13 protein-coding genes are annotated in these 6,000 nt (G+C 42.0%); 3 read left to right on the top strand and 10 right to left on the bottom strand.

From position 1 onward, the window contains the following. Window positions 1–135: 135 nt before the first annotated feature. Together IPL34_RS20780 and IPL34_RS19050 are read right to left on the bottom strand one after the other, a co-directional pair. Window positions 136–318, bottom strand: coding sequence for a RepB family plasmid replication initiator protein (locus tag IPL34_RS20780; protein WP_366931105.1), 183 nt, complete (start codon window positions 316–318; stop codon window positions 136–138). Continuing rightward, window positions 254–409, bottom strand: coding sequence for a RepB family plasmid replication initiator protein (locus IPL34_RS19050; RefSeq protein ID WP_296843116.1), 156 nt, complete (start codon window positions 407–409; stop codon window positions 254–256). The genes IPL34_RS20780 and IPL34_RS19050 overlap by 65 nt, the downstream gene beginning before the upstream one ends. Window positions 410–871: 462 nt before the next feature. Here IPL34_RS19050 and IPL34_RS19045 point away from each other — a divergent pair, with 462 nt between their 5' ends. Then, window positions 872–1,162, top strand: coding sequence for a hypothetical protein (locus IPL34_RS19045; RefSeq protein WP_296843107.1), 291 nt, complete (start codon window positions 872–874; stop codon window positions 1,160–1,162). Between the two features lie 44 nt (window positions 1,163–1,206). On the opposite strand, the gene IPL34_RS19040 is transcribed toward IPL34_RS19045, so the two are convergent. From IPL34_RS19040 to IPL34_RS19025, 4 genes are all read right to left on the bottom strand, one after another. Then, entirely contained in the window at window positions 1,207–1,530 is a 324-nt protein-coding gene (locus tag IPL34_RS19040; protein WP_296843115.1) for a hypothetical protein, read from the bottom strand. Beyond that, window positions 1,455–1,733, bottom strand: a complete 279-nt coding sequence (locus IPL34_RS19035; protein WP_296843114.1) for a hypothetical protein — start codon at window positions 1,731–1,733, stop codon at window positions 1,455–1,457. The genes IPL34_RS19040 and IPL34_RS19035 overlap by 76 nt, the downstream gene beginning before the upstream one ends. After that, window positions 1,730–2,011, bottom strand: a complete 282-nt coding sequence (locus IPL34_RS19030; RefSeq protein WP_296843105.1) for a hypothetical protein — start codon at window positions 2,009–2,011, stop codon at window positions 1,730–1,732. The genes IPL34_RS19035 and IPL34_RS19030 overlap by 4 nt, the downstream gene beginning before the upstream one ends. Before the next feature lie 277 nt (window positions 2,012–2,288). Next, a complete protein-coding gene (locus IPL34_RS19025; protein ID WP_296843104.1) occupies window positions 2,289–3,092 on the bottom strand; it encodes a hypothetical protein in 804 nt (267 codons plus the stop codon). A gap of 263 nt (window positions 3,093–3,355) precedes the next feature. Between IPL34_RS19025 and IPL34_RS19020 the strand changes: the two genes are divergently transcribed. Beyond that, complete coding sequence (locus IPL34_RS19020) at window positions 3,356–3,754, top strand: hypothetical protein (RefSeq protein WP_296843103.1); 399 nt, start codon at window positions 3,356–3,358, stop codon at window positions 3,752–3,754. Window positions 3,755–3,850: 96 nt separating this feature from the next. On the opposite strand, the gene IPL34_RS19015 is transcribed toward IPL34_RS19020, so the two are convergent. Both IPL34_RS19015 and IPL34_RS19010 read right to left on the bottom strand, forming a co-directional pair. Continuing rightward, the gene (locus tag IPL34_RS19015; protein WP_296843113.1) at window positions 3,851–4,078 is read right to left on the bottom strand and encodes a hypothetical protein; all 228 of its coding nucleotides are present in this window, start codon (window positions 4,076–4,078) and stop codon (window positions 3,851–3,853) included. Between the two features lie 2 nt (window positions 4,079–4,080). Further along, complete coding sequence (locus tag IPL34_RS19010; protein WP_296843112.1) at window positions 4,081–4,695, bottom strand: replication initiation protein; 615 nt, start codon at window positions 4,693–4,695, stop codon at window positions 4,081–4,083. A 326-nt stretch (window positions 4,696–5,021) separates the two neighbouring features. On the opposite strand from IPL34_RS19010, the gene IPL34_RS19005 reads away from it, so the two are divergent. After that, window positions 5,022–5,357: a GrlR family regulatory protein gene (locus tag IPL34_RS19005; protein ID WP_296843101.1), complete on the top strand. Its 336-nt coding sequence runs from the start codon at window positions 5,022–5,024 to the stop codon at window positions 5,355–5,357. 2 nt (window positions 5,358–5,359) lie between these two features. On the opposite strand, the gene IPL34_RS19000 is transcribed toward IPL34_RS19005, so the two are convergent. Both IPL34_RS19000 and IPL34_RS18995 read right to left on the bottom strand, forming a co-directional pair. Beyond that, the gene (locus IPL34_RS19000; protein ID WP_296843100.1) at window positions 5,360–5,647 is read right to left on the bottom strand and encodes a type II toxin-antitoxin system RelE/ParE family toxin; all 288 of its coding nucleotides are present in this window, start codon (window positions 5,645–5,647) and stop codon (window positions 5,360–5,362) included. Continuing rightward, window positions 5,644–5,883 (bottom strand): type II toxin-antitoxin system ParD family antitoxin, encoded by a 240-nt coding sequence (locus IPL34_RS18995; protein WP_296843099.1) that lies wholly within the window; start codon window positions 5,881–5,883, stop codon window positions 5,644–5,646. Before IPL34_RS18995 ends, IPL34_RS19000 begins: the two co-directional genes overlap by 4 nt. Window positions 5,884–6,000: the final 117 nt, after the last annotated feature.

Raw genomic sequence — 6,000 nt, 5'->3', positions numbered from 1 at the left:
ACTTGTTCTATCTCATAAGCTGGTAAATTGTTTTTCTAATTGGTGATGAGAGGTACTACGGCTGGAGAAAAATCAGTTTGACACTGACCATTATCAATATATCGAACCTCACTAACTTAACGACTATAAACCTTTTCAAGATTTCCATTTATTGATCTCTTGATAAGTAAATCGTCTTTCAAACAAATTTTTACACGCCTCTTGTAGAGCACTGTAGGCAGTATTTTTATGGGCATCAAAATGCGTTATGTAACTATCGGCATGAATAGTTAAAGGGTGTTGGCCTCTTTGTTCCAGTATTGGTTCGTCTAGCCTCAACAATGGCTAGTAAAATAATGCGCTGTTCAACAATCGTTAGACTATAGCCAGCGTTAATCAATGCGTTGTCTTTAACAATTAGGTCTTTCATAGTAGAGACTACTATATCATTAAGTCTTTCAAAAAGACAATTTTATTTATAGTCTTTATTAGCATGGAAAACGTCGTCTTATAGCACGGAAAACGTCGTCTTATAGCACGGAAAACGTCGTCTTATAGCACGGAAAACGTCGTCTTATGCCTTTGCAATATATTGATTTTAAAAGAGAATTTCGCGTCTAAAAATATTAAAAATATTAAAAATAAAAAGAAGAGGTGTGCTTACGCACGAAAAAAGAAAAGACCACGACTGAACCTGCAAGGTAAATGTCGTCTTATGGGTAACTAAACGTCCATATATGAAAATTAAAATATTATTTATCAATAACTTATAAATAATTGGAATTTCTGCTTATGTTAGAGTTAGGTGGGAATTAGTGTGCAAATGAAGTTTAAGTAACTGATTTAAAAAGTATTTATTGATTGTTTTACGATAAGTATATAATATTTAGTAATGGGAGTGGTATTTTCAACCCCAGATGCACGTCGTGATGACGTTAATTATCCTGAAACAGGAGAATATAAGATGAAAGATTTAACATCTGAAATTCAAAAATTACAGTTAGAAAAAGAAATTCTTAGTTTAAAAATCAAGAAATGGCAAAAATTAGAAAATTTTAGTCGTTTTTTGACGCTAGTGCCAAAAATATTCAATAGTTTTGAAAAGCTATTATCGGATAATAGTTTAGGTTTAAATGAAATCTCAGAAAAGATACATTTTATTTTAAATCATTTAATTCCATAATAATTTTAGAGCAAAATTGAGCGACCATTTTTACTAATGGTTGCTCAAAAAAACCTCAGCCGATTATCCTTCCACTCCTTCGCATCAATCACCCCGTCCTGATACAACCCTGCCCAATCAAAGAAAAACGGATACCAGCCCACCCCGCCCTGAGGCTTAAACACAACCGACAGCAGCAAACACAGCCCCACCAACCCCCACGCAATGAAATACTCCCCCGGATCACCCGTTCGGAGCCTCCCGCCCAACAAATGAAAACGCCGATCCGAATAAGGCGAAAACGGCACACCCATTACCGTAAGCGCATCCGCCAACACATGCGACAAGCCCCCCACATAAACGCCGCTAATATCCCGTGAAAATCCCACAACCCCACCGCAAACACCAAGCCCATTCCCCACACACTCACATAGTGGGTCACTGTTCGATGGCGAACATGCTGTTTAAACGCATTTAAAAGCGTTTCTAGCCAATCAGGAGCGGTAGACCCTATCAGGGCTAGGGGTACGAGTTCCGGCGCAACCAGAGCCGTTGTAGCGCCGGCAATCGCTAGGTGATTAATCCACTTCATCGGTCGTGTTTCGGCACAACTGAAACCTGTTTCAACCAATCCCCCATCCGTTTGGCATTCACCGGGTCACACATCCCCGCCAACATCAGGCGCGTTTCCATGATTTTTGCCTCTTGGTTGACCAGCTCTTTTTGGGCATTGGCGACTTTTTCCATGTAACCCACTTGTTCGGTGACCTCCACAATGCCCTGTTGCACCCGAATCGCGGCACGCGCTTCTAAGCTGCGATAAAGCGCCACAGAGCGCACCGCGTGATTACGGGCAGCAATACTACTCACAAAGTCTGCGACCGCCTTGGCGGTGTCTTTACCGGAAAAGCCGTAAAGCTCCTTTCTTCAGGTACGAGATATAAGGCTATCGGCGACAGCCGATGAACGTTATACTTATTCGAGTTGGTTAGGCTGTTGCTGCCTAACTCCTCTTGTCTAGTAGTTCTACGGGGACAGGGTGAAGTAAGAGAACTAGCATCGTTCTCCCGTTCGGACATGGACGGCTGTACTAAGGAATCCCCTGATGTCAAGGCGGTTATATTCACGTTCTTTGTGGCGGTCTAGCTCATTGCTGGAGTAAAGCGGCATATTGGCGACAATTCCCACATACGAATTGCCCAAACCGGAAATATCCTCCACATCTAGCCCGCCGACCACTACCCAAAGCTTTAACCCCACCCATGACCAGCGCAGCTTCCCACCACCCCAGCGCCAAACACGCGAGCAATAGCGCCCAAATAAACAAGTTGGTAGCGTCATAAGAAACTTCCGAATCTAATCTAAAAATTTGCGGTTCTCGGCGCATCACGACCGAACGTAGGCTAGGAGGTAGGCGCTGCTCTTCGCTCGCCGCCATGACAAAAATCGGGGCTTCTAGCACGCATTGACGCGCAATCTGGAGCTTACGTCCGGTGAGCTTGTGCGCATCATCCACCAGCAGCACCGCCTTAGTGTCTTGGCAATAGGTACTGAGCAGCTCAGCACGGGTATGCGCTTTTAAGTGTTTCCATAGCTGGGCAGTCCATTCCGGGTCTAACTGAGTCAAGGTATGGCGGCGCTGATCCCACCACGTCGCCAAAAAGCTCGGCTCACACCACGTACTCAAGGGACTGAGCGTGTCCAAATACAACGGCTGAGCCAGCGTTTTACTGCCCCAAATCTCTAGCGCGTGTTCGTGCATACGTTGTAACCAGCGGGTTTTGCCGGAATCGTGAGCACCCATAACTAGCACAGGGCGCTTAATCGAAATCGCCTCCTCGCTTAAGGTATCCCCATATTTGCGCCGCTTAGTGACCCACAAAGGCACGGCATAGGGCAAACCATTGGCGCGGCGCTGCGTTTTGCTGCGGCGGATTTTTAAGTATTCCATGCGTAATTGTTATTCATTGAGTGCTGAAAATGGATCTAGCGTGGCGCTGAGATAAGGGCGTTTTTTCTGGACGCTTAAAGCCTAAAAAATCAGCGAAGCATAGGGGTAAAAAATTTAAGAAAGTCTTGCTTAAAAATCAAACTCGTCAGATGACCGGAAAAAACGAGCGTTTTTTTAAAATCCATTAGCACTTAAGAAGTTATTAAGATCTCAGCACTAATCTCTCATCATCAACTACTCAGCCACCTCTAGAGAAGGACATCATGATGAAATTAGCCGCCTTAGTTTTTGGTGCTTTAGTAGCCGTCGGTATGACTCAAAGCAGCTTTGCAGAAGAAACCTATTTCAAGGGTCAAGTCTCAGGACAATCAGACAAGGATGATTTGCTCAAAGGACGCACCGAGTCGCATAGCACAGGTTCTAGTCGTACTGAATCGCATAGTAGCGCTACCGAACGTTCTGGCTCTGATGATCGTGCTGGCACGGAATCTCATAGTTCAGGTCACTCTGATGCTGATTCGGGTCGTTCTGAGTCACATAGCTCCGGTTCTGACTCCGATTCCAATCATTCTGAGTCACACAGCTCTGGTGATTCAGACTCTCATGATTCGGGGCATTCGGATTCAGACTCTCATGACTCTGGTCGTTCTGACCACGATTAAGAACTCACTATTAAAAAACGGTTTTAATCAAAACTCTCAACACTTCTTAAGCCCTCAGTTCCCCTGTCAGGGCTTTTTTTATAAGTCGTTTAGAACTTATCTTACCTTTTCAACACCTTTCAATTTCGCTAAGGCGGCTAGCTTCTTAAAGCTCTCTAATTCCGCCTTAGCCTGAGCTTTGGTGAGGGGCTTATCAACAGTTTCTGAGGATTGCTTGGGGGATTTGGCGCGTTTGGTTGCGGGTTTGGCTTCTGGTGTTTCAGCCGGAAAGGTAAATTTCAATGCTTTGACTTTGCGACCGCCTTTAATAGCTTCCCAAGTCACGGCTAGCCCGTCTTTTCCCTAATTTCTTTAGTGGCTGGCTCAATGACTCTAGTTCTTAGCAGCCCAAAATCATTTTTGTAGGTATCTGCCACCTCCATAATATGATTAAACTCATCAATAGAAATCGTTAAAAAGCCAGTGTTCTTGAATTGCATAAATAGCTCAAACAAGCGCCACGAATAAATAGAGCGCAAAGCACTGGTTCGACTGAGTTTGTAACTAGCAAAGTAGCCCTTTAAGTCAAACAAATGTGGAAATAATCCATGATAAAATTCAATCAATATCCAGCCCTGTCCCTTGTTATAGGCTGATTTGCCCACCCACTGAATTAATGCCACGTCGGCATCATCGGGTTTGAACCGAATTTGGCGTTTCATAATACCTTGAGCTGCTTTTTTAGCTTCTTGATAGGCTTTATCAGGGTTGAGGTCAAACTCTTGCACCATCTCTGCAACCGTAATTTTTACTGTAGCAGCTTGCACACTAGGCTTAGCTTTACTGTCGAGTTTAGAAACTGCCAGCATCAATAAACGCTTCTCACCTAAATTCAAACCCTGAGCGCTACGAATAAGGTCATTAGTCATGTTGATATAACTGGTTTTAGTAAGGGGTTTCATACAATAAATCTTCCTTTTGATTTATTGTTAGCCTAACAAACTCAACATAATAATCAAGTGTTAGGATAACAACCTTTTTGTTAGATTTAACAACCTTTTTGTTAGATTTAACAACCTTTTTGTTAGAATTGGGTACTCTATCTATATGATTTTATTAACGAATTCGACACCTAAAAACGTATTAAAAACGAATGTTAAAAACAGAGGGGTGTTTTCACACCATCAAAGAGAAGAAAACATTAACTACTACCAAGGGTTGGTCTCAATATGACCTACTTAATTGATATAATTTTAAACATTATTAATTTTTTAAAGGCTATCAAACTATGAAGAATGGTATTTATCATGCAAACTTTACTTCATCTTTAGGTATAACAGGTTATGGATTAGTAGTTGTTAAAGATGGAGCAATAAACGGTGGTGATCCAGCTTACTTGTATACGGGCAAAATAGATTCCAATAATAATTTAATCTCTGGACAAATAAATATTAATAAATGGAATCAAGCTGGTAATGATTCGATCTTTGGGGCAGCTAATAATTTTGATTTAGCACTACAAGGCAACTCAACCGATAAAAATTTTAATATGGCTGGTCACGTAGTTGGACAACCAGCCTTAAAAATTACAATTCAAGGTACTTTTTTATCTGAAGCAAGTTAAATTCAAAGAAATCTAGCAGGGTCACGACTTTGGTGTAGTACTCTTAGAATTAATACATCATTGTTTTTCAATCGGTAATAAATTGAATGACTGGCACAAGTAGACCGTCTTACTTGTGCTTTCACATGACCAAAGTCAGTACCCAGCTTTGGATTAGTAGCTAACAGATCGAAATGAGCGCTTAGGGTTTCGTAGTAGGATTCAGCTTTATCCTCACCAAATTCACGATAGGAATAGACATAGATGTCTAAAATATCCTGCTCTGCATCCTCCGTTAATTGATAACTCATTGTGCGACCTTAAGACGTGCCTTAGTGCGAATCTCAGCCATTGACAAACGACTGACCCCACTAGCCTCAGCATGGTCTAAAACGGCTCTTAATTCGTTTATAGCCATTTGTTTCTGTTCTTGGTCTTTCCGTATTAGGTCGCGAATATACTCGCTGATATTGCCGTATAAACCTGATGCAACCTGACCATCTACATAGTGGCTCATAGGATCAGGGAGTGAAATGGTGTGGCGCATAGTGAAACCCTTTCATAATAATTCATACTTAATCATATCTAATCATCATTATGATTCCAATAATGCCCTAGACAACTTCCACACCGTCCAGAAAAATACTGTCTATAAATCAAACTT

It is taken from the genome of Thiofilum sp., assembly GCF_016711335.1.
In the GTDB taxonomy this organism is placed as follows: domain Bacteria; phylum Pseudomonadota; class Gammaproteobacteria; order Thiotrichales; family Thiotrichaceae; genus Thiofilum.
The sequence above is the reverse complement of the archived record's forward strand: the minus strand, read 5'-3'. Positions and strand labels throughout refer to the sequence as shown.

Coding starts and splice junctions, on each gene's coding strand:
- IPL34_RS19045 (WP_296843107.1), top strand. CDS start 872: ATGGGAGTGGTATTTTCAACCCCAGATGCACGTCGTGATGACGTTAAT.
- IPL34_RS19050 (WP_296843116.1), bottom strand. CDS start 409: ATGAAAGACCTAATTGTTAAAGACAACGCATTGATTAACGCTGGCTAT.
- IPL34_RS18995 (WP_296843099.1), bottom strand. CDS start 5,883: ATGCGCCACACCATTTCACTCCCTGATCCTATGAGCCACTATGTAGAT.
- IPL34_RS19020 (WP_296843103.1), top strand. CDS start 3,356: ATGATGAAATTAGCCGCCTTAGTTTTTGGTGCTTTAGTAGCCGTCGGT.
- IPL34_RS19010 (WP_296843112.1), bottom strand. CDS start 4,695: ATGAAACCCCTTACTAAAACCAGTTATATCAACATGACTAATGACCTT.
- IPL34_RS19005 (WP_296843101.1), top strand. CDS start 5,022: ATGAAGAATGGTATTTATCATGCAAACTTTACTTCATCTTTAGGTATA.
- IPL34_RS19025 (WP_296843104.1), bottom strand. CDS start 3,092: ATGGAATACTTAAAAATCCGCCGCAGCAAAACGCAGCGCCGCGCCAAT.
- IPL34_RS19000 (WP_296843100.1), bottom strand. CDS start 5,647: ATGAGTTATCAATTAACGGAGGATGCAGAGCAGGATATTTTAGACATC.
- IPL34_RS19035 (WP_296843114.1), bottom strand. CDS start 1,733: ATGAAGTGGATTAATCACCTAGCGATTGCCGGCGCTACAACGGCTCTG.